We start from the raw sequence: 22,306 nt of genomic DNA, 5'->3' as shown, positions 1-22,306 counted from the left end.
CCCTCCGGCGGTCCCGAGTCTTTCACGGCGCCCGTTATCCTCAGTCAGTGCCAACTCCGGGTGGGATTCGCCGCCTCTACGCCAGCTTCCAGACCCTCATCCACGAGATGGCGAAGTTCGGCGTGGTCGGGATCCTCACCCTGGTCATCGACGTCACGCTGTTCAACGTCTGCCTCCACGAGGGCATCGGGCCGCTGACCAGCAAGGCCCTGTCGGTAATCGCCGCGGCCACGACTTCGTACTTCCTCAACCGGCACTGGACGTTCTCGCACCGAGCGCGGCTCGGCCTGGCCCGCGAGTTCTGGGTCTTCTTCCTGCTCAGCGGGATCGGGCTGCTCATCACCGAGGCCTGCCTCGGGTTCTCGCACTACGTGCTCGGGCTGCACAGCCGACTTGCCGACAACGTCGCCGCCAATGTCGTCGGGTTGGTCCTGGGCACCATGTTCCGGTTCTGGTCGTTCAAGCGGTACGTGTTCCTGGACTCGGCAGATCGCGAGCGGGTCCCGGAGGCGGCCGAGGCCGCGCTTCAGTAGCCGTACGCGCCCACGGGCATGACCGACGGCTCCGCCGGAACCGTGAGGGTCGGCTCCGTGACGGCCCGCACCTCCTCGACGCTCACCTGCGGGGCAAGTTCGCGCAACACCAATCCGTCGGGCGTGACATCGAGGACCGCCAGGTCGGTGATGATCCGCTGGACGACGCGGCGTCCGGTGTAGGGCAACGTGCACTCGTCGAGGATCTTCGGCGATCCGTCCCGCGCGACGTGCTCCATCAGCACGATGACCCGGCGGGCGCCGTGCACCAGGTCCATCGCCCCGCCCATCCCTTTGATCATCTTGCCGGGAATGGTCCAGTTCGCCAGGTCGCCGTCCTTCGAGACCTGCATGGCACCGAGAACCGCGGCATCGATGTGGCCACCGCGGATCATGCCGAAGGACAGGGCCGAGTCGAAGAACGACGCCCCGGGCAGGACCGTCACGGTCTCCTTGCCGGCGTTGATCAGATCGGGGTCCTCCTCGCCCGCGACGGGGTAGGGGCCGACCCCGAGGATCCCGTTCTCGCTCTGAAGCACGACGGTGACGCCAGGTGGCAGGTAGTTCGGCACCAGCGTCGGCAGCCCGATGCCGAGGTTGACGTAGGAGCCGTCGGCGAGCTCCAGCGCGGCCCGCGCGGCCATCTGCTCCCGGGTCAGGCTCATCGGGCCGTTGCCGCCGGTCGGGTGGTGCGGCGCTCGATCCGCTTCTCGGCCGCGGTCACCGCCACGAGACGCTGGACGAAAATGCCGGGCAGGTGCACCCGGTCAGCATCGAGTTCGCCCGGCTCGACCAGCCGTTCGACCTCGGCGATCGTCACCCGGCCGGCCATCGCGCACAACGGGTTGAAGTTGCGGGCACTCTCATGGAAGACCAGGTTGCCGTGCCGATCACCGACAGCCGCCCGAACCAGTGCGAAGTCGGTGGTGATCGCGTGCTCGAGGACGTAGTCCCGATCGGCGAACCGCCGGATCTCCTTCGGCGGACTGGCCTTCGCGACGGCGCCGTCTGGGGCGTAGCGCCACGGCAGGCCGCCCTCGGCGACCTGGGTGCCGACCCCGGTCGCGGTGAAAAAAGCCGGGATGCCGGTTCCGCCCGCCCGCATCCGCTCGGCCAGGGTCCCCTGCGGGGTGAGTTCGACCTCGATCTCACCGCAGAGGTACTGCCTGGCGAACTCCTTGTTCTCCCCGACGTAGGAGCTGGTCATCCGGGCGATGCGTTTGGCGTGCAGAAGGATCCCGAGACCCCACTCGTCGACCCCGCAATTGTTCGATACGACGCTCAGGTCCGCCACACCGGAGGCGTACAGCGCCTCGATCAGCTCCTCGGGAACACCGCACAAACCGAACCCGCCAACGGCCAGTGAGGCGCCGTCGGAAACGTCCGCGACCGCGTCCGCCGCGGAGCCAACCACCTTGTCGATCAATGCCGGGCCCCTTCCTCAGACCGGACGGATGCCGTGCCGGCGCCGGGAGAACGAGCGATCCTTGCCCTGACCGGCGGCGAACCGACGGATCAGTTCGGCGCGGAGCGCCTCGGGCTCGACGATGGCGTCAACAACCAGCTCGGCCGCCAACCGGACGATATCGATGTCCTCGTTGTATTCGGCACGGAGCTTTTCGACGTACGCCTGGCGCTCCGCCGCGTCCTCGATGGCCGCGATCTTGTTTGCGTACACCGCATTGACCGCCGCCTCGGCGCCCATGACCGCGATCATCGCGGTAGGCAGCGCTATGGTCGCGTCCGGCTCGAATCCGGGGCCGCTCATCGCGTAGAGACCCGCCCCGTACGCCTTGCGCACCACGACACAGATGCGGGGCACCGTCGCTTCGGACACGGCCGAAATCAGCTTCGCGCCGTGGCGGATGATTCCCTGGCGCTCCACCGCGGTTCCGACCATGAAGCCCGGTACATCCGACAGGAACAGCAGCGGCACGTTGAACGCGTCACACAGGTCGATGAAGCGGGTCGCCTTGTCGGCGGAATCGACGAAGAGCACGCCGCCCTTGTGCAGCGGGTTGTTCGCCACGATGCCGAGGACCTGGCCGTCCAGCCGGGCGAAGCCGACGACGACCTCCCGGGCCCACAACGGGTGGATCTCGAAGAACGTCCGGTCGTCGACCAGGCCGGCGACGAAACGCCGCATGTCGTAGGCCTGCCGCTCGTTGAGCGGGACGAGCGCGCGGAGGTCGACCGATCGCGGCGCGACCGGATCCGCGGCCGGGGGCATCCCGAGGTAGTTCGAGGGGAGGTAGGACAGAAATCGCCGGACCGCGTCCAGCGCGGCCGGCTCGTCAGCGACCAGCAGGTGACCGACGCCGGAGACGGAACAGTGCATCCGGGCGCCACCCATCTCCTCCAGCGTGGTCTTCTCCCCGATGACCATCTCGACCATGCGATCCGAACCGAGGTACATCGACGCATTGCCCTCGACCATGACGAGCAGATCGCAGAACGCCGGGATGTAGGCGCCGCCAGCCGCCGACGGACCGAACAGCGCGCACACCTGCGGGATCGAACCGGACGCCCGCACCTGGCTGTGAAAGATCCGCCCCGCGCCGCGCCGGCCGGGGAACATCGCCACCTGGTCAGTGATCCGGGCCCCGGCTGAGTCGACTAGATAGACCATCGGGAGGCCGCGCTGATAGGCGGCTTCGATAATCCGGATGATCTTCTCGACCGTCCGGGCCCCCCACGAGCCGGCCTTGACCGTCGAATCGTTGGCCATCAGGGCTACAGACCGGCCGGCCACCCTGGCCGTGCCGGTAACCACGCCGTCCGCCGGCAGATCGCCGGCGAGGACGTTCGCGAACAGCCCATCCTCGACGAACGTACCGTCGTCCACGAGCAGCCGGATCCGCTCGCGGGCGAACAACTTGCCCTTCTCGCTGTTCGCCCGGTGATATTTCGACGCGCCGCCGCCTTCCACCTCGGCCCGCAGATCCGGCAGGTGCGGATGCCCAGGCGCGTCGTCGGTCCGCGCCGGCGGCGGGGAGTCAGTCACCCGTCCACTCCGATGTCGACCGGGGTGAGTCGCGTACGAGGCCCGGCCCGGAGCACCTGGCTGGGCAATCGGTGGCCGACCAGCCGCTCGGCGTCGGCCGCCGCCTCGATCATCGCGTCAAGGTCGACGCCGGTGGCCACCCCCATGTCCTCGACCATGTTGACGAGCTCCTCGGTCGCGATGTTTCCGCTGGCTCCCGGGGCGTAAGGACATCCGCCGAGGCCGCCGACGGAGGCGTCGAAGTCGTCTACCCCCAACTCCAGCGCGGCCAGGACGTTGGCCAGTCCGGTCCCCCGCGTGTTGTGGAAGTGCAGGTTCACCGGAACCTGCGGGTGCGAGCTGCGGAACTCGCCCACCACCCGGGACACCCGGCCCGGTGTCCCCATCCCGGTGGTGTCGCCGAAGGAGACGCTGTCCGCCCCGTCCGCGACGGCCCGGCCGGCGGTCGCGACGACCCGATCGACCGGCACGTCACCTTCGTAGGGGGATCCGAATGCGGTAGCGACGATGACCTGGCAGGTCACGCCGCTCGCGTGGGCCAGGGCGATCAGCTCGGCGATCTCGTCCAGCGTCTCCGCTGTGCTGCGCCGCAGATTGCGCCGGTTGTGCACGTCGGAGGCCGACACGACCGCCTCGATTTCCGCGACACCGGCCGCGAGCGCGCGGACCGCTCCCCGCAGGTTCGGGACCAAAGCGGAGTACCGGACCAGCGGATCCCGACGGATCGCCTGCCAGACCGCGTCGGCATCGGCCATCTGCGGAACCGCGCCCGGGTGGACGAAGGAAACCGCCTCGATCCGCCGAACCCCGGTCCGGGACAGCGCGTCGATGAGCCGAACCTTCGCCTCGGTCGGCACCGGGTCCTCGTTCTGCAGGCCGTCGCGCGGCCCGACCTCGCGCAGGCTGATCGACGCGGGAAGCTCGCTCACGCCGCGCCCCGACCCGTCTGCATCGTCGGTCTGCCAGCGCCGGTCACAGCTGGAGGCTACCGGCGCCGCGGCCACCGGTTCGTCATGGCGCTGCCGGGCGGCGGCGCAGCCGGGTCGGCGCCAGGTGCTCGTAACCGCCGACCGACCGGCGTCGCATGGGTCGCAGGTCGAACCGCTCGTCGTCGGCCAGCGCCGCAGCCAGCTCCAGATCGACGAGGACCGTATCGGACCGAGCCAGCGACGTCAGGCGACTGGCGATGTTCACCACCGAGCCGTAGACGTCCCCGAGCCTGGTCAAGACGGTCCCCCTGGCCAGGCCGGCCCGGACCGGCGGGAGTACCGGATCGGCCGCCATCTCCTCCACTAGCCGCAACGCGATCTCGGCGGCGGCTGCTGGGTCGTCGGTCACGAAGAGCACCTCGTCGCCGACGGTCTTGACGATGCGGCCACCGATCTGGGCGACGACGTCCGAGCTGACGCTCTCGAACCGATCGACGAGCACCGCCAGCCCGTCCTCGTCCAACTGGCGGGTCACGTCCGTGAAGCCGACCAGATCGGCGAAGCCGACCACCAGCTGGCCGGGGGACAGCTCGTCGGTGGAGGCAGCCAGCGCCCGGCCCGCCGCGGCCGCGAGCTTGCGCCGCCAGACGTAGACGAGCAGCCGCTCCATGATCGGGACGAGCCGCTGGGCAATGGCGAGCGCTTGTTCGGCGCTCGGCGGCTCGGCACGCTCGTTGAGCAGCACATCGAGCTCGCCGAGCTGCCAGTCGGCGAGTCGCGCCAGCGACTGGCCGAGCGCCCGGGTCATTGCGATCCGGGTCCGCTCGTCGATGAGGTTGTCCTCGGACAGCTCGAGCACTGTCCGCAGGGCATCGATGTCGCCGTCGGTGAAGACGACCGCGTCATCCTCGACGTCGGCGAAACCCATCGCCCGCCACAACCGCCGGCTCTCCGGCGGGGCAACCCCGGTGATCTCCGCAACCTGCTGGCGGGTGTAGCGCCGCTCGCCGCCGAGCAGGGCGCTTTCCAGCTCGGCCGGGCCGATCTCGCGGGCCGGCTTGGTCACCTGGGCACCTCGCCGGATTCGGTGACCCGGGCGCCGAGCCGGCTCTCCAGCAACTCGAGCAACGTGGTGTGCACCGACTCGACTCGCGGCACGTCGGTCACCACCACCCGGCCGGCTTCGCCGGTGGTGTCTACGACCAGCGTGCCGGAGCGCCAGATCCGTTCCACCAGGCGCTGTTGGAAGGACACGTCGCTGATTCTCGCCAATGGGATGTCGCGGCCACGCCGGGACAGGACGCTGACCCGGACCAGTACGCGCCGGTTGGTCACGAGGAGCCGGGTGCCACGCCAGCGCAGCCATGGGCGCAGGGACCCGAATGCGAGGACGAGCACGGCGACGAGCAGGACGGAGATGCGTTCCGCGGACCGAAGGCGCCCGGCGGGCATCGCCGCGAGGCCGTAGGCGGCCAGCCCGACGACAACCGGAACGAGGGCGGCCGGGCCGGCCAGCCGGCGCGGGTGCGGACGCAGGTCGAGGACGATCTCCTCGCCGCTGACCAGGCCGGCCCGCATCTCAGCCCGCCGGCCGGACGTGGACGACGTCTCCGCTGGCGAGGTGGTGCGGCTGCCCGGAGCCGTCCAGGACGACGAGACGGCCGAGGCCATCGACGTCGACCGCATCTCCGACCACCACGCCGCCCCCGGGGAGCTCGACCCGCACCGCCGCCCCGATTGTCCGGCACACCGCTCGGTAGTCCGGCCGGACCGCCTCCGGCGCGCCGCCGGACGCGACCCACGCGCCATACCGCGTTCCAAGCTCGTCCAGGACGGCGAGCAGCAGCGCCGTCCGGTCGCCGTCGACGCCCTCGGCGGCCACCGAGGTGGCCCCTTCCGGCAACCCGGCGAGGTCGTGGACGTTGAGCCCGACACCGACGACGACGGCCCCACCGGCCACGCGCTCGGACAGCAGCCCCGCCAGCTTGCCCCGGGACCCGTACACGTCGTTGGGCCACTTGAGTGCCAGCGGGAGACCGGTGCATCGGGCCACCGCGGCCTGGACCGACAGGCCGGCGAGCAGGGGCAGCCAGCCGAGCCGGTCGTCGGGCACCGAGGGGCGCAACACGACCGACACGGCGATCCCGGCGCCCGCCGGGCTGAGCCAGCGACGACCGAGCCGGCCGCGGCCGGCGGTCTGCCGATCGGCGATGACAACGAGGCCCTCCGGCTCGCCGGCGCGGGCCGCGGCGACGGCTGTCCGGTTCGTCGAGTCGATCTCGTCGAGGACGACCGGAGACCGCCAAGGCGGAGCGACGCCCGCGGCAAGCCGCGCCGCGTCGAGGTCGGAACGGTGGGCGTTCACGTCCCCGTACAGTACGGCGACGGAGGTGCACCATGGCCAGCGTCGCAGCCGACGACCCGTCCACGCCTGACGCCCATTCGACCGCCGGCAAGCTCGCGGAATGGCGTCGACGCACCGACGAGGCGTCTCATGCCGGTTCGGCCCGTGCGGTCGAGGCCCAGCACGAGCGCGGGAAGATGACCGCCCGCGAGCGGGTCGAAGCCTTCCTCGACGCCGGGTCGTTCGTGGAGACCGACGCCTTGGCGCGGCACCGGGTCACGGCGTTCGGGCTCGCCGAGCGCCGGCCCTACGGCGACGGCGTGGTGACCGGCTACGGCACGGTCGACGGCCGACCGGTCTGCGTGTTCAGCCAGGACTTCACCGTCTTCGGCGGATCGCTGGGCGAGGTCTTCGGCGAGAAGGTCGTCAAGATCATGGATCTCGCCCTGAAGACGGGCTGCCCCGTCGTCGGCATCAACGATTCCGGCGGTGCGCGAATCCAGGAGGGGGTCGTATCCCTCGGGCTCTACGGCGAGATCTTCTACCGAAACGTCATCGGCTCCGGGGTGATCCCGCAAATCTCGATCATCATGGGTCCGTGCGCCGGCGGCGCGGTCTATTCCCCGGCGATCACCGATTTCATCGTCATGGTCGACCAGACCTCGCACATGTTCATTACCGGGCCAGACGTCATCAAGACGGTCACCGGTGAAGACGTCGAGATGGAGGAACTCGGGGGGGCGCACGCCCACAACACCAAATCCGGCGTTGCCCACTTCCAGGCGGCCGACGAAAAGGACGCCCTGGCGATCGCCGCCGGGCTGTTGTCGTACCTGCCGTCGAACAACCTCGAAAACGCGCCCACCTACCGCGGTTTCCCCGACGAGATAGAGATCACTGCTGCGGACCTGGAACTCGACACCTTCATTCCGGACTCCTCGAACCAGCCCTACGACATGCACCGGGTCATCGAGCACGTGCTGGACGATGGTGAGTTTCTGGAGGTCCATGCGCTGTTCGCGCAGAACATGATCTGCGGCTTCGGCCGGGTAGACGGTCACTCGGTCGGCGTGGTCGCCAACCAACCGATGCACTTCGCCGGCACCCTCGACATCGACGCTTCGGAGAAGGCGGCGCGTTTCGTCCGAACCTGCGATGCGTTCAACGTGCCGGTGCTCACCTTCGTCGACGTGCCCGGCTTCCTGCCCGGTGCGGGGCAAGAGTGGCAGGGAATCATCCGCCGCGGTGCCAAACTCATCTACGCCTACTGCGAAGCGACCGTTCCTAAGGTCACCGTCATCACCCGCAAGGCCTACGGCGGCGCGTACGACGTCATGGGGTCGAAACACCTGCGCTCGGACATGTCCTTCGCCTGGCCGACCGCCGAGATCGCCGTCATGGGCGCCGCGGGGGCGGTCAACATCCTCTACCGACGCGACATCGCCGACGCGCCCGACCCCGACGCCCGACGAGCCGAGCTGATCACCGACTACACGGACCACTTCGCCAACCCCTACATCGCCGCCGAACGGGGCTACATCGACGCGGTCATCCCCCCCTCGCAAACCCGCCGGGAGGTTGTTCGTGCCCTGCGCCTCCTGCGCACGAAGCGGGAGTCGATGCCACCGCGCAAGCACGGGAACATTCCGCTGTGACGACGCCCGAGCAGCCGGCGATCCTCACCGTCGTGCGCGGCAATCCGACCGACGACGAGGTGGCCGCGCTCGTCATGGTGATCGCGGTTAGCGCCGCGGAGACGGCGACGGTGGAACCCGATCCGGTCGGGGGTTGGTCCGACCCGCAAGCCGCCGTCCGTGCCCCGGTCACCGTCGGGCCGGGCTCCTGGGTCGCCGCGGGCCGCGTCAGGGGATCGCGGACCCGAGCCGCTTGGTAGGTGGGTGTCCGGCACCGCGACCGGCCATAGGCGCGCCGGGAACCCTACCCACCACCTCAGGGACCCTCGTGCGCGCCCGCAACAACCTGATCGTGGCCTTGGCGCTCGATCTGCTCGCCGGCTGCTCCCCGGCTGCTCCCCGGCAGCGACGCCCACGGCCCGCCCCGCGCCACCCTGCCGGGGGCTGCCGAACCGGCCCGGAGCGGCAGCCCCACTCCGGAGGGGCTCTCGCCGCTGTCCGGGGACCGGGGTCACCCGGTGAGGATCCCGCGGTCCAGCTCGGCGATACCGGCGCATCCGCACAGCGCGAGGGTCAGGTCGAGATCCGCGAGCAGCGACCGAATGACGTGGGCCACGCCGGCCTCGCCGGCCAGGGCCAGCCCGTAGGCGTAGGGGCGGCCGATCAGCACGGCGTCCGCACCGAGCGCGAGTGCCTTGATGACGTCGGCGCCGCTGCGCACCCCACTGTCGAGTAAGACCGCCGCGCGCCCCGCAACCGCATCCACCACGGCGGGCAGCGCGTCGAGCGACCCGACGGCGCCGTCGACCTGCCGCCCACCGTGGTTGGACACGACCACGCCGTCCATCCCCACGTCGAGCGCCTGCCGCGCGTCGTCCGGGTGCAGCACACCCTTGAGCACGATCGGCCCGGACCAGTGATCCCGCAGGAAGGCGAGGTCGCTCCAGCTAGTCGTCGGGTCGTTGAACATGGCGAGGAAGTGCAGGACCGCGGCGCCGGGGTCCTCCTCGGGGGATTTCGCCAGCCCCGCGCGGAATGCGGGGTCGGACAGGTAGTTGGCGATCCCCTCGCTCTGCAGGAAGGGCAGATAGGCGAGGTCGAGATCGCGCGGACGCCAGGCGAGCAGCCTGGTGTCGAGGGTGACGAGGAGCACCTGGTAGCCGGCGGCGCCGGCTCGGGCCAGCAGGCTGAGCGTGACCTCCCGCTGCTTGGGCCAGTACAGCTGGAACCAGCGCGGGGTGTCACCGAGCGCGGCCGCCACGTCCTCGAGGGTCCGCGACGATGCGGTCGAGAGCACCATCGGGATTCCGACCTCGGCTGCCGCCCGCGCGGTGGCAAGCTCACCGTCCGGGTGCAGGATGGACTGCACCCCGACCGGCCCGAGCAGGATCGGCGCCGCCAGCGGCGTGCCGAGCACGTTGCGGGACAACTCCCGGACCGCAACATCGCGGAGCACCCGGGGGACGAGCCGCCACCGGTCGAATGCGTCCCGGTTGGCCCGGACGGTGGCTTCGGTCCCGGCTCCGCCCGCGACGTAACCGAACGGCCCGGGGGCGAGCCGCTCGGCGGCCAGGGGTTCGAGCCGGTCGAGGTTGGTCGGGATCTCCGGCCGTTCCCCGCCGAGGCCGCGCAGGTAGATGTCGTTCTGGTAGTTCGCGAACGGAACGGTCACCGGCACAGCATGGCGCAACCGTCGGCCGGAGGACGTAGCAGGCTCGCCTAGACTCGGCGACGGCGTCGGGACGGGAGATTCGCGTGCGCAAGGTGCTCATCGCAAACCGCGGGGAGATCGCGGTGCGGGTGATCCGAGCCTGCCGGGACGCCGGCCTCGGCAGCGTCGCGGTCTACGCCGACCCCGACCGGGAGGCGCTGCACGTACGCCTGGCCGATGACGCCTTCGCACTCGGTGGCGACACCGCGGCGGAGAGTTATCTGGACGCGGCCAAGCTCCTCGACGCCGCCCGGCGGGGCGGGGCCGACGCGGTCCACCCCGGGTACGGGTTCCTCGCCGAGAACGCCGAGTTCGCCCAGGCCGTGCTCGACGCCGGCCTCACCTGGATCGGCCCCCCACCGGCGGCGATCCGGGAACTCGGCGACAAGGTTCGAGCCCGGCACATCGCGACCAAGGTGGGGGCGCCGCTCGCGCCCGGCACCGCCGACCCGGTGACCGGCGCCGAGGAGGTACTCGCTTTCGCCCGGGAGTTCGGGCTGCCGGTCGCGATCAAAGCGGCCTTCGGGGGTGGTGGCCGTGGGCTCAAGGTGGCCCGGGACATGGCCGAGATCAGCGAGCTCTACGACTCCGCGGTCCGCGAAGCGACGGCGGCGTTCGGCCGGGGCGAGTGCTTCGTCGAGCGCTACCTCGACCGGCCCCGCCACGTCGAGACTCAGATCCTCGCCGACAGCCACGGCAATGTGGTCGTAGTCGGCACCCGGGACTGCTCCCTCCAGCGGCGGTACCAGAAGCTGGTCGAGGAGGCTCCCGCACCGTTCCTCGGGGAAGGGCAGATCGAGACGCTGTACTCCGCCAGTCGGGCGATCGTGTCCGAGGCCGGCTATGTCGGGGCCGGGACCTGCGAGTTCCTCGTCGGCCAGGACGGGACCATCTCCTTCCTCGAGGTCAACACCCGGCTGCAGGTCGAACACCCGGTGACCGAGGAGACGAGCGGGGTCGACCTGGTCCGTGCGATGTTCGCGATCGCGGATGGGCAGCATCTGGAATCCGTCGACCCGCAGCCACGCGGGCACGCCTTCGAATTTCGGATCAATGGCGAGGACGCCGGGCGAAACTTCCTGCCCACCCCGGGCGAGGTGACCGTCTGGCGACCGCCGGCCGGGCCCGGAGTCCGGATGGACTCGGGGGTCGAGGCCGGCAGCGTAATTGGGCAGAACTTCGACTCGCTGCTGGGCAAGCTCATCGTCACCGGGGCCGATCGGGAGCAGGCCCTCGAACGGAGCCGCCGCGCGCTCGACGAGTTCGTGGTCGAGGGCATGGCGACCGCGCTGCCGTTCCACCGGCTCGTCGTGCGGGATCCCGCCTTCACCGACGCCCCCTTCCGCGTGCACAACCGGTGGATCGAGACCGAGTTCGCGAACACCGTCGAACCGTTCGCCGGGACCACCTCCGCCCCGCTGACCGAGCCGGTCGAGCGCGAACGGGTGACCGTTGAGGTGAACGGGCGGCGACTCGAGGTATCCGTTCCGGCTGGTCTGGCGGGCACCCGGTCGGGGCCGAAGCCCGCCGCACCAGTGCGCCGACGAGGGCCCGCCGGCCCAGCCGCCGCGACCGGGGCCGGGCTGACCAGCCCGATGCAGGGGACCATCGTGAAGGTCGCCGTCGAGGAGGGGCAGGAGGTCGCCGCCGGGGAGCTGGTGGTAGTCCTCGAGGCGATGAAGATGGAGCAGCCGCTGACCGCCCACAAGGCGGGCACCGTGAAGAACCTCGCCGCCGGCCTCGGCGATGTGGTGCAGAGCGGGGCGCTGATCTGCGAGATCGCCGACTGAACCGGCCGGCTGGGAGCCCGAGCAGGCCCGAGCGGTTGCGCTACGCCCTGGGCGGCCGGTTGCCGCGGCGCCGGGAGTGGGTCTACCACGACCTGACCGACGCCGGCTGGCGGATGCGTGCGCTCGGCCGGCTGCTCGTCCAACTCGCGCCGGTCGTCGTCGTGCTCGCGCTGTTGCCGGGGCCCGGCTTCGTGCACTGGATGCTGCCGCTGTTCGTCGTGCTCACCAGCGGGTTCGTGGCGCTGGCCTACGGCGAGGACCTCAGGGATCGGCGGCTGCGCCAGCACGGGCTCGGGCCTAGGTCGGGGTCTGTTCCATGAGCTGGCGGGCCGCCTCGGTGAGACTCCCGGAAAGCGAGGGGTAGACCGCGAAGCTGTGCGCCAGCTGACCGACGGTGAGGGCGTTCTGCACGGCCATCGACAAAGGCAGGATGAGCTCACTAGCGTGCGGCGCCACGACGACGCCGCCGAGCACCGTCCCCGTCCCGGGCCGGGAGTACAGCTTGACGAACCCCTCGGCAATGCCCTGCATCTTGGCCCGGGCATTGGTCGCCAGCGGCAGCGAGACGACCCGGGCTTCGACGCCGGCCGCCACCGCGACATCCCCGGTGACCCCGACCGTGGCGATTTCCGGGTCGGTGAACACGGTGGCCGCGACGGTCGAGAGCCGCAGCGGCGCCACCGCGTCGCCGAGGGCATGCCACATCGCGATTCGACCCTGCATCGCCGCGACCGACGCGAGCGGGAGGACGCCGGTGCAGTCGCCGGCGGCGTAGATCCCCGCCGCCCCGGTGCGCGAGACCCGATCCACCGGCACGTATCCGCCGCGGTCGACGGTGATGCCGGCCAGCTCGAGCCCGAGCCCACCGGTGTTCGGAACCGAGCCGACCGCCATCAGCGCGTGCGAACCTTCGATCCGGCGACCATCCTCGAGCTCGACGACGACCCCGTCCGCCCGGCGGAGCACCCGGGCCGCCCGGGACCGGTCGTAGATCGTCATCCCCCGGCGACGGAAGACCCCCTCGACGAGCAGTGCGGCGTCCTCGTCCTCACCGGGCAGCAACCGTTGCCGGCTAGAGACCAGGCTGACCTCGACGCCCATCGCCTGGTAGGCGCTGGCGAACTCGGCGCCGGTCACACCCGAGCCGACGACCACCAGCCGCTCAGGCGGCTCCGGCACGTCATAAAGATCGCGCCAGGACAAGATCCGCTCGCCGTCCGGCTCGGCGCCGGGGATCACCCGGGGGGTCGCGCCCGTGGCGATGAGCACGACGTCGGCTCCGAGCTCCCGTTCGGCACCCGAGGCATCGCGCGCGAGGAGCCGACCGGGACCGACGAACCGTCCGGTACCGCGGACGACGCGCACCCCCTCACGGGCGAGCCGCGCCTCGATGTCCGCGGACTGGGCACGCGCCAGCGTCTTGACCCGGGCATTGACCGCTGGCCAGTCCACGGTGAGCCCCGTCGGTGCCCCCGCCGTGGCGCCGAGCCGCTCGGCAGCCGCGGACCCGAGCGTCTCGGTGGCCGCGATCAGCGTCTTGGATGGGACGCAATCGGTGCGGACACAGGAGCCGCCCAGCCCGTCGGGATCGACGACCGTGACCTCGGCGCCGAACTGGGCAGCGACGAGCGCGGCTTCGTAGCCCGCCGGCCCGCCACCGACGATCACGATCCGGGTCACCGCGGCATTGTCCCGTGCCCTCTAGTCTTTCCCCCCGTGACCCTGTACGCGGCGTACGGGACGAACCTCGATCCCGATCAGATGAGCGAGCGCTGCCCGCACTCGCCGTCGCGGGGGACCGGCTGGCTCGATGGCTGGCGGCTGACCTTCGGCGCCGAGGAACTCGGCTGGGAGGGGGCTCTCGCGACCGTGGTCGAGGATCCGGGCTCCCGGGTCTTCGTCATGCTCTACGACGTAAACGAGCGGGATCAGTCTGGCCTGGACGGACTGGAAGGCGGCGACACCGGCCTCTACCGGCGGATCCGGGTCAGGGTGGCCACCCTGGACGGGGAGATCCTCGCGTGGCTCTACGCGCTGGACGGCTACGAGGGTGGTGTTCCATCAGCCCGTTACCTCGGGCTGATGGCCGATGCGGCCGAGAAGGCGGGCGCGCCCGACGACTACGTCGCGGACTTGCGCCGCCGGCCCTGCCGCACGGTCGGGCTGTGACCGTCGGCAGCGGTCAGAGCAGGTCGCTGTCGGCGAGGTTCCGCTCGCGGGCGGCTTCGTCGGCGAAGACCGGTTGGGTCACCCCGGAGCGGGCCCAGGCCGTGGTCATGGCCCGGGCACGGTGGAAACGCTCGACATCGTCGAGTCGGTCATTTCGAAGCAGTCGTGGCGCCCAGACGGCAAGCCCGAGAGCGACGGCAACGGCGACTAACACCCAGATCACGGCATATTCCTCACAGCAGACGGCGGGGACGTCGCGCCCAGCCAAACACGCCGCCTCGGGGGTGCGTCAAGTCGGCGGCCGGGTCAGAACGTGTCTGGCGGCCGATATGTGCCCCAGACCTCGCGCAATGCCGAGCACACTTCACCGACCGTGGCCCGGGCCGCCAGGGCGGCCTTCATCGGGTAAAGGACGTTCGCGGTCCCCTCGGCCGCCGTCCTGAGCTGGTCGAGCCGCTCGTCGACCGCGGCGTTGTCCCGCGACGAGCGCAGCTCGGCGAGCCGGGCGCCCTGTTCCTTCTCGATCTGCGGATCGACGCGCAGTGGCTGGTACTCGTCATCCTCGGCCACGGTGAAGCGGTTCACCCCAACGACGGTTCGGGTGCGCTCGTCGATGCCCCGGGACACCTCATAAGCGGACTGCTCGATCTGAGCCTTTTGGAAGCCACGTTCGATCGCGGCAACCGCACCCCCGAAGTCCTCGATCCGAGCCATCAGGGCGCGCGAGGCGTCCTCCACCTCGTCGGTCAGTCGCTCGATGGCGTAGGAGCCGGCCAACGGGTCCACGGTGGCGGTCACGTCGGTCTCGAAGGCGAGGACCTGCTGCGTTCGCAACGCGAGCCGGGCCGCTTTCTGGGTGGGCAGCGCGATCGCCTCGTCGTAGGAATTCGTGTGCAGGGACTGGGTGCCCCCGAGGACCGCGGCGAGCGCCTGGACCGTGACCCGGACCAGGTTGACTTCCGGCTGCTGGGCGGTGAGCTGGACCCCAGCCGTCTGGGTATGGAAGCGCAGCATCATCGACTTCGGATCGCGGGCGCCGAACTCCTCGCGCATGATCGAGGCCCAGATCCGGCGGGCGGCCCGGAACTTCGCCACTTCCTCAAGCAGGGTTGTCCGGGCCACGAAAAAGAAGGCCAGCCGGGGCGCGAAATCGTCGATCTCCTGCCCGGTCTCGACCGCGGCGCGCACGTACTCGATGGCGTTGGCCAGGGTGAACGCGATCTCCTGGACCGGCGTGGCACCCGCCTCGGCCATGTGGTAGCCGGAGATCGAGATGGTGTTCCACTTCGGGATCTCGGCCCGGCAGTATCGGAAAATGTCGGTGATCAGCCGCAGTGACGGTTTCGGCGGGAAGATGTAGGTCCCGCGGGCGATGTACTCCTTGAGCACGTCGTTCTGCACCGTTCCGGTGAGCCCGGCGGCCGGGACGCCCTGTTCCTCCCCGACCAGCTGGTAGAGCAGAAGGAGCAGGGCCGCCGGGGCGTTGATGGTCATCGAGGTCGACACCTGGTCGAGCGGGATCTCGTCGAACAGCAGCCGCATGTCCTCGATCGAATCGATCGCGACACCGACCTTGCCTACCTCGCCGTGCGCCACCGGGTCGTCCGAGTCGTAGCCCATCTGGGTCGGCAGGTCGAACGCGACTGACAACCCGGTCGTTCCGGCCGCGATCAGCTGGTGATAGCGCTCATTGGACTCGCGCGCGGTCCCGAAACCGGCGTACTGCCGCATCGTCCATGGCCGCCCGGTGTACATCGAGGGGTAAACCCCGCGGGTGAATGGGAACTCGCCTGGCTCACCGAGCCGGCGGGCGGGGTCCCAGCCGGCCAACGTGGCCGGTCCGTAGAGGGGCTCGATCGGCAACCCTGACTCGGAGTTCCGGGTCACCGGCGGGCCGCCTGCGCACCCCGGGAGCTACCCACCCGGGAAGTATCGCCTGCGTGCGACCGGGCGCCTGGACCCGGTACCCTCGGCCGGATATGCGCGACCTACCCGCTCGCCGCGCGGCAGCCGCCGGGGCGTTCGTCCTCGCGGCGCTCACGGCGGGACCAGCCCTCGCGGTCGACTCCCGACCGATCGGCCTGGCGCACGCGCCCCTGTCCGGCCCGGTGGGCGGCCCCCTCCTCGGCTCGACCGGAGTCGTCGTGGACGGGTCGCCGGGGGTGCCGCGGCTGCCGGCCGGGATCACCGCATCCTCCTGGCTGGTTGCCGACGCCGGCAGCGGCGCCGTGCTGGCGGCCCGGGACGCGCACGGCCGCTTCCTGCCGGCGAGCACGCTCAAGGCGCTCACCGCCGTCACCCTGATCCCAATGCTGGACCCGAACCGGATCGTCACCGCGACGTTCGACGACGTCAACGTGGACGGCAGTAAGGTGGGCCTCGTCGAGGGTGGACGCTATCCCGTGCGCATGCTGTTCACCGCGATGCTGGTCGTGTCCGGCAACGACGCCGCCAACACGCTCGCCGACGCGGCCGGGGGGATCCCCCGGACCCTGAACCTGATGAACGCCGAGGCTCGGCACCTCCATGCCGACGACACCGTCGCGAAGACCCCGAGCGGGCTGGACGGCCCGGGAGAGTCCTCGTCGGCGTATGACCTCGCGCTGATCGCCCGGGCCGGACTCGCGATGCCGGCCTTCCGGCACTACGTCGCGACGGTCCTGTCCTACGTCAGCCAACCCCACGGCAAGCCGTTCCAGATCTACACCCATGACTATCTGCTGACCAGTTTCCCCGGGGCGATCGGAGTCAAGAACGGCTATACGGTGGCCGCCCAGGGCACCTACATCGGCGCCGCGACGCGTGGCGGACGGACGATCCTCGTCACGCTGATGCACACGAACCCGGACTTCTGGCCGGAGGCCCGGGCGCTCCTCACCTGGGGCTTCGCCGCCGACCCGGTAGCCACCCCGGTCGGCCAGCTGGTGCCGCCGCTTGTGCCTTCCGCTTCGGCGGCGTCCGCGGTCGACCCGATTTCGGCCAGCGCGAAGCTCCCGAGCGCGGGTCGGCTCGACAAGAACGGCGCCAGCCTGGCGCTCCCGCTCGGCCTCGCCGCCGCGACCGTGGTGTGCGCCGGTGGGCTCGCCCGGCGCGGCCGCCGCCATCCGCGGCGCCTTCGCTTGCCCCCGATCTGATCCAACCCATGGGTTGGATCAGCGGCGTTCACCAGGCGTCGTCGACGGGCTCGGGCGGCAAGCTCGGGCCCGGTCGCCCGTCCGCGGTGAACGCGAAGTCCCGCTGCGGGCGCCACCTGCCGTCCGGCCCCTGCTCGAACAGGGTGAAACCCCAGACCGGGAACCTCGCCTCATAGCCGGCGAGCTCCTCGTAGGCCCGGTCGAGCGCAGGATCGGGAAGATCGTGCGCGACGGTCACGTGCGGGTGGTACGGGAAGCGGGTCGATCGGCTCAGCGGACCGCTCCGCACCCGGCCCTCCAGCCGCTCGCAGTCACCGATGCCCTCGGCTAGCGGCACGAACACCACCGGCGACACGGGGCGGAAGGTGGCAGAGCCACGCAGGCGGATGAGGAAACGTTGCCCCGCCTCGGCCACCGCGCGCAAGTGCGCCTCGATCCCGGTGAGCGCATCGCCCGGGACGACCGTGGGCGGCAGCAACGTGACGTGCGGCACGATCGCGCCCGCGTTCGGATCGCCCAGGCGATCGCGCCAGGCCTGCAGCTCCCGGCCGTAGGGCTCCGGAATCCCGATCGCGACCCCGATGTTGCGCCTGGTCATCCGCGCGCGGGCAGGAGGCCGATCCGGTCACGGACCACCTCCATCGTGGCTGAGGCAACCGCACGCGCCCGCTTCGCGCCCTCGGCGACGATCGCCTCGAGGCCGCCCGGGTCGGCGAGGTACTCGAGGTAGCGGGCCTGCATCGGAAGCACGAGTTCGACGATCTGCTCGGCGAGCTCCGACTTGAACTCGCCATAGCCCCGACCGGCGTATCCCGCTTCGAGCTCGGTGATGCTCCGGCCCGTAACCGCGGCGTAGATCCGCAGCAGGTTCGTCATCCCCGGTTTGTCTTCGCCGGCTCGGATCTCGCGGCCGGTGTCCGTCACCGACGACCGGATCTTCTTCCGGATGACGTCGGGCGGGTCCTGGAGGAAGACAACCCCGGCCCCCCCGACGCTCTTGCTCATCTGCCGGTCGGGGCTGGCCAGGTCGAGCACCTTCCCGGTGTCCGGGGGGATGTGCGGTTCCGGGACGGTGAACGTCGGCCCGAACCGGGTGTTGAAGCGTTGCGCCAGGTGCCGGGTGAGCTCGAGGTGCTGGCGCTGGTCCTCCCCCACGGGAACCGCATCCGCCCGGAAGACGAGGATGTCGGCGGCCTGGAGGATCGGATAGGTGAACAGGCCGACGGTCGGGCCGTCCGCCCCTCCCGCCCGCTGGCTCTTGTCCTTGAACTGGGTCATCCGACCGGCCTCACCGAACCCGGTGAGGCAGCTCAGAACCCATGCCAGTTCCGTGGTTTCGGTGACGTGGCTCTGAACGAACAGCGTGCAACGCGTCGGGTCGACACCGACCGCCAGGAGCTCCGCTACCGATTCGAGCGTCCGCCTGCGCACGGCATCCGGCTCGGGCCCGACGGTTAGGGCGTGCAGGTCGACGACGCAGTAGTACGGGTCGTGGGTGTCCTGAAGCGCCACCCACTGACGGACCGCCCCGAGATAGTTCCCGAGGTGGGACCCACCACCGGTGGGTTGGATCCCGGAAAGCACTCGAAGGCGAGCCGCTGGCATGCCGGCCATTGTCGCAGTAACGACCCGCTCAGCCGGAGTCCTGGGCCTCCGTGGACTCGACGAGTCCGCTGACCCGAACCCGCCCGGCGCGCCGCCCGTCCATCTCGGTCACCGTCAGCCGAAGGCCGGCGACCTGCACGGCATCGCCGAGCCGCGGCACCTGACCGAGCGCCGCCATGATGCAGCCGGCGACGGTCTCGTACGGGCCGTCCGGAAGCGCTACGCCGGTCTCTTCGCGGAAATCGTCGAGGTTCAGCAACCCGTCGACCTCTACATCGCCACCGGCGAGTCGCTTGGGTGCGATCGCGCCGAGGTCGTACTCGTCGTGGATCTCGCCGACAAGTTCCTCGATCAGGTCCTCCAGCGTGACGATGCCGGCCGTGCCGCCGTACTCGTCGACCACGACGGCGAGATGGTGCCCACCGCGCCGCATCTCGGACAGCGCCGGGATGACTCGTTTCGTCGCGGGCAGATGGGCGATCGGGCGGCTGAGGTCGGCGACCTTGGCGGTCCGACGGGTTGCGGGCGACAACGTGGCCAGATCCCTGATGTGCACGAATCCGGCGACGTCGTCGTGCGAGCCCCGGTGCACGGGGAACCGGGAGAACGGCAGTCGTTCGGCGATCTTGAGTGCCCTGGCGGCGGGAAGCGCAGAGTCCAGGAACTCGACCTCGGTCCGCGGCACCATGACCTCGCGAAGTTGCCGTTCCCCGCTGGCGAACACCTCGTCGATGAGCGCCCGCTCCTCCCCCGTCAGCGACTCGTGGGCGGTCACCAGGTCCCGAAGCTCCTCCTCGGTGATCGATTCACGGTTCGCCGCCGGGTCCGCCCCGACCAGCCGGACGAGCAGGTTCGTGCTCACCGAGAGCAGCCAGATCACCGGGCGGCTGACCGTCGCGACCCGGGACAGCGCGGGTGCCACCGCGAGGGCGGTGCCCTCGACCCGCTGAAGGGCGAGCCGTTTAGGGAGCAGCTCGCCGACCACGATCGTGACGTAGCTGATCAGCATGGTTACCCCGAAGAAGCCGATCAGCCCGGCCGCGGTATGCCCCAGGCCCGCTCGGCGCAGACGGGTGGCCGCCGAATGGGACAGGGTCACCGCGCCGAAGGCAGCCGAGGTGAGTGCAGTCGTGGTCACCCCGATCTGCACGGCCGCAAGGAATCGGTTCGGGTCGTTGACCAGCCGGGCTAGCCGGCGGCCGCGCCGGCCGCGCTCGGCCAGGCCGCGGACCTGCCCTTCCCGGAGAGAGACCAGCGAGATTTCCGCGGCGACGAACAGGCCCTCGAGGCCGATCAGCGCGAGGACGACGAGCACATAGAGCCAGATCACCGGATCCCCGGGTCAGGTCGCACGACGCCCGATCCTCACAGATTCGCGACATCCGCCTGCTTGCCGCGGACCGCCTCGGCCGCCGCCCCGAGCGCGGCGTGTTCGCCGGCGGTGAGCTCTATCTCGACCACCCGGCGGACGCCGGTTCGGCCGAGCTCGGCGGGAACCCCGAGGTAGACACCGGCCAGGCCGTACTCACCGTCCACCCAGGCGCAAACCGGCATCTCGGCGCCGCTGTCCTCCGCGACCGCGCGCACCATCCGGGCCGCCGCGGCGGACGGCGCGTAGTACGCCGAGCCGGTTTTCAGCAACGCGACCACCTCGGCGCCGCCATTGCGGGTCCGCTCGACCAGCTCCGCGATCCGATCCGCCGGCAGCAGGTCGGTCAGCGGGCGACCCTCGACGGTGCAATGCGAAGGCACCGGGACCATCGTGTCGCCGTGCGAACCCAGGGTCAGCGTCCGCACCACCGCGATCGGCACGCCCAGTGCCTCGGCGACGAAGTTGCTGAAGCGCGCGGTGTCGAGCATCCCGGCCTGGCCCATCACCCGCTGACGCGGGAATCCGGACACGTTGGACGCCAACGCCGTCATCTCATCCAGCGGATTCGAGACCACGACGAGCACGGCGTCGGGCGAGGAGCGTGCGATGTTCTCGGTGACCTCGCGGACGATCTTGGCGTTGGTCTCGATCAGGTCCATCCGACTCATCCCGGGCCGACGGGGCAGGCCGGCCGTGATCACGACGATGTCGGAGCCCTCGGTCTCCGCGTAGCCGTTGGTGCCGACGACCTTCGTCTCGAAGCCTTCCACCGGCCGGGACTGGTTCAGGTCGAGCGCCAGACCCTGGGGCTTGCCCTCGATGATGTCGGTGAGGACGACCGTGTCGAACAGGTCGTATTCGGCGAGCCGCTGGGCGGTCGTCGAGCCGTAGAAGCCGCAGCCAACGACCGTCACCTTGCCGCTCCGTGCCATCGTCCGCGCCGTCCTTTCAGCCCTTCAGCTTCTCGATGATCGCGTCGGCGTACTCAGCGGTGCCGACCGCGCTGGGATCGTCGCGATCCGGCTTCATGTCATAGGTGACGCTTTTGCCCTCGGCGAGGACCGCGGCGACGGCCTGCTCGAGCCGGTCGCCCGCCTCCGCCTCGCCCAGGTGCCGCAGCATGAGCATGCCGGACAAGATCATCGCGGTTGGATTGACCCGGTTCAGTCCCTTGTACTTCGGGGCGCTGCCATGGGTGGCCTCGAATACCGCAACCTCGGTTCCGAGGTTGCCCCCGGGTGCCACGCCAAGGCCGCCGACCATGCCAGCGGTGAGATCGGAGAGGATGTCGCCGTAAAGGTTCGGCAGCACGAGCACATCCCACTCCTCGGGACGCTGGACCAGGCCCATGCAGGTGGCGTCGACCAAGTTCTCCCACGGCTCGATGTCCGGGTAGTCCTTGGCGACCTCCCGGAACACCGCGAGGAACAGCCCGTCGGTGTGCTTCATGATGTTCGATTTCGTGATGCAGTGCACCCGGCGCCGCCCGTTGGCCCGCGCGTAGTCGAAGGCGTAGCGGATGATCCGCTCGGAACCGAACTCGCTGATCGGCTTGATCGAGATTCCCGAGTGGGTCCGGATCTGCTTCGCTTGCAGCCGGTTGAGGAACTCGATGACCTGGTCGGCCTCCGCGGTGTCGTGGGCGTACTCGATTCCCGCGTACAGGTCCTCGGTGTTCTCCCGGACGATCACGACGTCGACGCTGTCGAACCGGCTACGCACCCCCGGGTAGGTCTTGCACGGCCGCAGGCAGGCGTAGAGGTCGAGCTCGGCGCGCAGCGCGACGTTCACCGAGCGGAACCCGGTCCCGATCGGGGTGGTGATCGGGCCCTTGATCGCCACCCGGTTGCGGCGGACCGACTCCAGGGTCTGCTCGGGCAGCGGGGTTCCGAACTCCGCCATCACGTCCACCCCCGCCTGCTGGACGTCCCAATCGAAACCGGAGCCCGCGGTAGCCGCGGCTGCCTCCAGCACGCGCCTGGTGGCCTCACTCAGCTCGGGGCCGGTGCCGTCGCCGGGGATGAGGGTCACGCGATGCGTCGTCATGGCTCCGGACTCCTCGAGGATGCGGCGGGCCCGCG

Annotated in this window: 23 protein-coding genes; 7 read left to right on the top strand and 16 right to left on the bottom strand. The window is 70.4% G+C overall.

The genetic code is table 11. The features are described 5' to 3' along the window. The first annotated feature begins 47 nt into the window (after positions 1 to 47). A complete protein-coding gene (locus tag VNG13_12200; GenBank protein ID HVA61277.1) occupies positions 48 to 533 on the top strand; it encodes a GtrA family protein in 486 nt (161 codons plus the stop codon). Here VNG13_12200 and VNG13_12195 read toward each other — a convergent pair. From VNG13_12195 to VNG13_12165, 7 genes are all read right to left on the bottom strand, one after another. Continuing rightward, complete coding sequence (locus tag VNG13_12195; GenBank protein HVA61276.1) at positions 527 to 1,198, bottom strand: CoA transferase subunit B; 672 nt, start codon at positions 1,196 to 1,198, stop codon at positions 527 to 529. The two genes, VNG13_12200 and VNG13_12195, sit on opposite strands and share 7 nt — an antisense overlap. Continuing rightward, entirely contained in the window at positions 1,195 to 1,959 is a 765-nt protein-coding gene (locus VNG13_12190; protein ID HVA61275.1) for a CoA transferase subunit A, read from the bottom strand. Before VNG13_12190 ends, VNG13_12195 begins: the two co-directional genes overlap by 4 nt. 15 nt (positions 1,960 to 1,974) lie before the next feature. Further along, positions 1,975 to 3,537 carry an acyl-CoA carboxylase subunit beta gene (locus VNG13_12185; GenBank protein ID HVA61274.1) on the bottom strand — a complete coding sequence of 521 codons (1,563 nt, stop codon included), beginning with the start codon at positions 3,535 to 3,537 and terminating at the stop codon, positions 1,975 to 1,977. Continuing rightward, positions 3,534 to 4,466, bottom strand: coding sequence for a hydroxymethylglutaryl-CoA lyase (locus VNG13_12180; protein ID HVA61273.1), 933 nt, complete (start codon positions 4,464 to 4,466; stop codon positions 3,534 to 3,536). Before VNG13_12180 ends, VNG13_12185 begins: the two co-directional genes overlap by 4 nt. 82 nt (positions 4,467 to 4,548) lie before the next feature. Continuing rightward, positions 4,549 to 5,532, bottom strand: coding sequence for an adenylate/guanylate cyclase domain-containing protein (locus tag VNG13_12175; protein ID HVA61272.1), 984 nt, complete (start codon positions 5,530 to 5,532; stop codon positions 4,549 to 4,551). Further along, the gene (locus VNG13_12170; protein ID HVA61271.1) at positions 5,529 to 6,044 is read right to left on the bottom strand and encodes a PH domain-containing protein; all 516 of its coding nucleotides are present in this window, start codon (positions 6,042 to 6,044) and stop codon (positions 5,529 to 5,531) included. The genes VNG13_12175 and VNG13_12170 overlap by 4 nt, the downstream gene beginning before the upstream one ends. A gap of 1 nt (position 6,045) precedes the next feature. Beyond that, complete coding sequence (locus VNG13_12165) at positions 6,046 to 6,831, bottom strand: biotin--[acetyl-CoA-carboxylase] ligase (GenBank protein HVA61270.1); 786 nt, start codon at positions 6,829 to 6,831, stop codon at positions 6,046 to 6,048. Positions 6,832 to 6,863: 32 nt separating this feature from the next. On the opposite strand from VNG13_12165, the gene VNG13_12160 reads away from it, so the two are divergent. Together VNG13_12160 and VNG13_12155 are read left to right on the top strand one after the other, a co-directional pair. After that, complete coding sequence (locus tag VNG13_12160) at positions 6,864 to 8,465, top strand: acyl-CoA carboxylase subunit beta (GenBank protein HVA61269.1); 1,602 nt, start codon at positions 6,864 to 6,866, stop codon at positions 8,463 to 8,465. Beyond that, positions 8,462 to 8,704, top strand: coding sequence for an acyl-CoA carboxylase subunit epsilon (locus tag VNG13_12155; protein ID HVA61268.1), 243 nt, complete (start codon positions 8,462 to 8,464; stop codon positions 8,702 to 8,704). Before VNG13_12160 ends, VNG13_12155 begins: the two co-directional genes overlap by 4 nt. Before the next feature lie 251 nt (positions 8,705 to 8,955). Here VNG13_12155 and VNG13_12150 read toward each other — a convergent pair whose 3' ends face one another. Then, positions 8,956 to 10,116 (bottom strand): lactate 2-monooxygenase, encoded by a 1,161-nt coding sequence (locus VNG13_12150; protein HVA61267.1) that lies wholly within the window; start codon positions 10,114 to 10,116, stop codon positions 8,956 to 8,958. 77 nt (positions 10,117 to 10,193) lie between these two features. On the opposite strand from VNG13_12150, the gene VNG13_12145 reads away from it, so the two are divergent. Further along, positions 10,194 to 11,945 carry a biotin carboxylase N-terminal domain-containing protein gene (locus VNG13_12145; GenBank protein ID HVA61266.1) on the top strand — a complete coding sequence of 584 codons (1,752 nt, stop codon included), beginning with the start codon at positions 10,194 to 10,196 and terminating at the stop codon, positions 11,943 to 11,945. Between the two features lie 35 nt (positions 11,946 to 11,980). Continuing rightward, on the top strand, positions 11,981 to 12,265 hold the full coding sequence (locus tag VNG13_12140) for a DUF5313 family protein (protein HVA61265.1): 285 nt from the start codon (positions 11,981 to 11,983) through the stop codon (positions 12,263 to 12,265). Here VNG13_12140 and VNG13_12135 read toward each other — a convergent pair. Continuing rightward, positions 12,243 to 13,625 carry an NAD(P)H-quinone dehydrogenase gene (locus VNG13_12135; protein HVA61264.1) on the bottom strand — a complete coding sequence of 461 codons (1,383 nt, stop codon included), beginning with the start codon at positions 13,623 to 13,625 and terminating at the stop codon, positions 12,243 to 12,245. The two genes, VNG13_12140 and VNG13_12135, sit on opposite strands and share 23 nt — an antisense overlap. A 36-nt stretch (positions 13,626 to 13,661) precedes the next feature. Here VNG13_12135 and VNG13_12130 point away from each other — a divergent pair, with 36 nt between their 5' ends. Beyond that, the gene (locus VNG13_12130) at positions 13,662 to 14,114 is read left to right on the top strand and encodes a gamma-glutamylcyclotransferase (GenBank protein ID HVA61263.1); all 453 of its coding nucleotides are present in this window, start codon (positions 13,662 to 13,664) and stop codon (positions 14,112 to 14,114) included. 13 nt (positions 14,115 to 14,127) lie between these two features. On the opposite strand, the gene VNG13_12125 is transcribed toward VNG13_12130, so the two are convergent. Further along, entirely contained in the window at positions 14,128 to 14,337 is a 210-nt protein-coding gene (locus VNG13_12125) for a hypothetical protein (GenBank protein ID HVA61262.1), read from the bottom strand. 83 nt (positions 14,338 to 14,420) lie between these two features. Beyond that, positions 14,421 to 15,977, bottom strand: coding sequence for a methylmalonyl-CoA mutase family protein (locus VNG13_12120; GenBank protein ID HVA61261.1), 1,557 nt, complete (start codon positions 15,975 to 15,977; stop codon positions 14,421 to 14,423). Between the two features lie 116 nt (positions 15,978 to 16,093). On the opposite strand from VNG13_12120, the gene VNG13_12115 reads away from it, so the two are divergent. Beyond that, positions 16,094 to 17,248, top strand: a complete 1,155-nt coding sequence (locus tag VNG13_12115) for a serine hydrolase (protein HVA61260.1) — start codon at positions 16,094 to 16,096, stop codon at positions 17,246 to 17,248. A gap of 28 nt (positions 17,249 to 17,276) precedes the next feature. Here VNG13_12115 and VNG13_12110 read toward each other — a convergent pair whose 3' ends face one another. From VNG13_12110 to VNG13_12090, 5 genes are read right to left on the bottom strand one after another with little or no spacing between them, the layout of a single operon-like run. Next, positions 17,277 to 17,846 (bottom strand): 2'-5' RNA ligase family protein, encoded by a 570-nt coding sequence (locus VNG13_12110; GenBank protein HVA61259.1) that lies wholly within the window; start codon positions 17,844 to 17,846, stop codon positions 17,277 to 17,279. Beyond that, complete coding sequence (gene trpS / locus VNG13_12105; GenBank protein ID HVA61258.1) at positions 17,843 to 18,853, bottom strand: tryptophan--tRNA ligase; 1,011 nt, start codon at positions 18,851 to 18,853, stop codon at positions 17,843 to 17,845. Before trpS ends, VNG13_12110 begins: the two co-directional genes overlap by 4 nt. Before the next feature lie 28 nt (positions 18,854 to 18,881). Then, positions 18,882 to 20,183: a hemolysin family protein gene (locus tag VNG13_12100; GenBank protein ID HVA61257.1), complete on the bottom strand. Its 1,302-nt coding sequence runs from the start codon at positions 20,181 to 20,183 to the stop codon at positions 18,882 to 18,884. Positions 20,184 to 20,218: 35 nt separating this feature from the next. After that, entirely contained in the window at positions 20,219 to 21,139 is a 921-nt protein-coding gene (gene mdh, locus VNG13_12095; GenBank protein HVA61256.1) for a malate dehydrogenase, read from the bottom strand. A gap of 34 nt (positions 21,140 to 21,173) precedes the next feature. Next, positions 21,174 to 22,271 carry an isocitrate/isopropylmalate dehydrogenase family protein gene (locus tag VNG13_12090; protein HVA61255.1) on the bottom strand — a complete coding sequence of 366 codons (1,098 nt, stop codon included), beginning with the start codon at positions 22,269 to 22,271 and terminating at the stop codon, positions 21,174 to 21,176. Positions 22,272 to 22,306: the final 35 nt, after the last annotated feature.

The sequence above is a fragment of the Mycobacteriales bacterium genome (assembly GCA_035533475.1).
Taxonomy (GTDB): domain Bacteria; phylum Actinomycetota; class Actinomycetes; order DATLTS01; family DATLTS01; genus DATLTS01.
The sequence above is the reverse complement of the archived record's forward strand: the minus strand, read 5'-3'. Positions and strand labels throughout refer to the sequence as shown.

Excerpts from the sequence above, each read along its gene's own strand:
- VNG13_12195 (HVA61276.1), bottom strand. The coding sequence starts at position 1,198 with ATGAGCCTGACCCGGGAGCAGATGGCCGCGCGGGCCGCGCTGGAGCTC.
- VNG13_12170 (HVA61271.1), bottom strand. The coding sequence starts at position 6,044 with ATGCGGGCCGGCCTGGTCAGCGGCGAGGAGATCGTCCTCGACCTGCGT.
- VNG13_12160 (HVA61269.1), top strand. The coding sequence starts at position 6,864 with ATGGCCAGCGTCGCAGCCGACGACCCGTCCACGCCTGACGCCCATTCG.
- VNG13_12115 (HVA61260.1), top strand. The coding sequence starts at position 16,094 with ATGCGCGACCTACCCGCTCGCCGCGCGGCAGCCGCCGGGGCGTTCGTC.
- VNG13_12110 (HVA61259.1), bottom strand. The coding sequence starts at position 17,846 with ATGACCAGGCGCAACATCGGGGTCGCGATCGGGATTCCGGAGCCCTAC.
- trpS (HVA61258.1), bottom strand. The coding sequence starts at position 18,853 with ATGCCAGCGGCTCGCCTTCGAGTGCTTTCCGGGATCCAACCCACCGGT.
- VNG13_12090 (HVA61255.1), bottom strand. The coding sequence starts at position 22,271 with ATGACGACGCATCGCGTGACCCTCATCCCCGGCGACGGCACCGGCCCC.